Source organism: Xanthomonas sp. SHU 199 (assembly GCF_000364665.1).
GTDB classification, from domain to species: domain Bacteria; phylum Pseudomonadota; class Gammaproteobacteria; order Xanthomonadales; family Xanthomonadaceae; genus Xanthomonas_A; species Xanthomonas_A sontii.
This window is the reverse complement of sequence record NZ_AQOI01000482.1, coordinates 1-2,468: the sequence shown is the minus strand read 5'-3', so window position 1 is coordinate 2,468 and position 2,468 is coordinate 1. Positions and strand designations below refer to the sequence as shown.

The following is a 2,468-nucleotide window of genomic DNA, read 5'->3' as shown; positions in this document are numbered from 1 at the left end:
ACGCCGGCGCCCGCGGCCAAGCCCGCCGCGGCGCCGCCGCCGGCCCCGAAACACGATGACGACGACGACAAGACGCCGCTGCCGCTGATCCCGGCGCCGGCCAAGGCCGAGCGCGACGGCGGCACCCTGACCATCGGCACCGGCGCCGTGCTGTCGGTGCCCCTCGACGACGCCGGCGCGCAGCGCGTGGCGCAGCAACTTTCGCAATTGCTGAGCAAGACCCGCGGCCTGTCGCTGGAGGTGCGTGCGGAGACCATCCCCGCCGACGGCAGCATCCGCCTGCAGCTCAATCCAAATACCGAGGTCGCGCAGGCCGAGGGCTACACGCTGGACGTGGACCCGCGCACCATGCTGATCCAGGCGCGCGAGGAGCGCGGCCTGTTCTACGGCGCGATCAGCGCCTGGCAGTTGATGACCCCGGACGCCGGCAAGGGCGAGGTGGACGTGCCGCAGGTGCATATCCGCGACTGGCCGCGCTTCGGCTGGCGCGGCGTGCTGCTCGACGTGGCGCGGCACTTCCACAGCTCCGACACGGTCAAGCGCCTGCTCGACGCGATGGCCCAGCACAAGCTCAACGTGCTGCACCTGCACCTGACCGACGACCAGGGCTGGCGCATCGAGATCAAGCGCTATCCCAAGCTCACCGAGATCGGCGCCTGGCGCACCCCGCCGGGCGCGGGCACCCACGGCCTGCCCGATCGCTACGGCGGCTTCTACACCCAGGACCAGATCCGCGACCTGGTGGCCTACGCCGCCGAACGCCACATCACCATCGTGCCGGAACTGGACATGCCCGGGCACGCGCAGGCGGCGGTGGCGGCGTACCCGGAACTGGTCGGGGTGACCCGGCAACGGCCCAAGGTGTCGGTGGACTGGGGCGTCAATCCGTACCTGTTCAACACCAACGACAAGAGCATGACCTTCATCCGCGGCGTGCTGGATGAAGTGCTGCAGCTGTTCCCTTCGCCGTACATCCACATCGGCGGCGACGAAGCAGTCAAGGATCAGTGGGAACGCTCGCCGGCGGTGCGCGCGCAGATGCGCAAGCTCGGCATCAAGGACGCGCACGCGTTGCAGGGCTGGTTCAACCAGCAACTGGCCGACTACCTCACCCAGCACCAGCGGCGCCTGATCGGCTGGGACGAGATCCTGGAAGGCGGGCTGCCGGCCAGTGCGTCGGTGATGTCCTGGCGCGGCGTGGACGGCGCGGTCGCCGCCGCCAAGCAAGGCCACGACGTGGTGCTGGCACCGGCCGGCTGGATGTACCTGGACAATCTGCAGAGCGCACGCAACGACGAGCCCAACGGCCGCCTGGCCACGCTGCCGCTGCAGAAGGTCTATGGCTTCGACCCGGTGCCGGCGGCGCTCAGCCCCGAGGAGAGCAAGCACGTGCTCGGCGTGCAAGCGGCGCTGTGGAGCGAGTACATCCCCTCCACCTGGCATATCGACCATGCGCTGTTCCCGCGACTGAGCGCGGTGGCCGAGGCGGGTTGGTCGCCGATGGCCGCACGCGACTGGAACGGCTTCCTGCAGCGCATGCCGGCGCAGCTGGACCGCTACCGCCTGCAGGGCATCGCCTACGGCGACGGCGCCTTCGCCCCGGACATCGCCGTGCAGGGCGGCGACAACGCCGCGCTGGACAGCGGGAAGGCCACGGTGGTGCTGGGCAACCAGGCCAAGTTCGGCAACTTCCGCTACACCACCGACGGCAGCGAGCCCAAGGCCGATTCGCCGCGCTACACCGCGCCGTTCGCGGTGACCCTGCCGGTCACCGTGCGCGCGGCCACCTTCGCCGACGACGGCCGCCTGCTGGCCGCGCCGCGCAGCCGCATCCTCGACCGCGCCAACCTGCTCAGCCGCGATACCCAGGGCCTGGCTTCGTGCGAAGGCGGCGAGCTGGGCCTGCGCGTGCCGCTGCTGCCGGACCTGGCCGACCAGGACACGCCGGTGTTCAACATCGACCTGTTCACCAGTTGCTGGCGCTACGCCGACGCGCGACTGGACGGCATCGACCGCATCCGCATCGACGCCGCGCGCCTGGCGCGCAACTACGGGCTGGCGCACGACCAGGCCAAGGTCAAGCGCTACCCGGCGCACAGCCCGCGCGGCGAGTTCGAAGTGCGGCTGGGCGACTGCAAGGGCAAGCTGCTGGCGCGGCTGCCGCTGCCGGCCGGCAAGACCCTGGGCGACCAGTTCGCGCTGGAAGCGCGTCTGCCCAAGCAGACCGGCGTGCACGACCTGTGCCTGCGCTCCACCGCGCCCATCGCCGGCCCGTACTACGCCATCGGCGCCGTCCATCTGATCGACACCGCGGCGCAGGCGCCCCCCGCCGCCGCGCACTGACCACGGAGACCCTCGCATGACCCAGCCGCCCCGCCGCCCCCGTTCCGCGTCGCGCACGCGCCTTCCTGCCCGCCTCGGGCTGCTGCTGGCGCTGGCCTTGCCGGCGCTGGGCCAGGCGGCGGCGC

1 protein-coding gene is annotated in these 2,468 nt (G+C 71.6%); it reads left to right on the top strand.

The window, feature by feature from the left end; translation table 11 throughout:
• On the top strand, positions 1-2,343 hold a 2,343-nt coding region (locus D183_RS0115115), incomplete at its 5' end, for a family 20 glycosylhydrolase (RefSeq protein WP_017909745.1).
• Between the last annotated feature and the right edge of the window lie 125 nt (positions 2,344-2,468).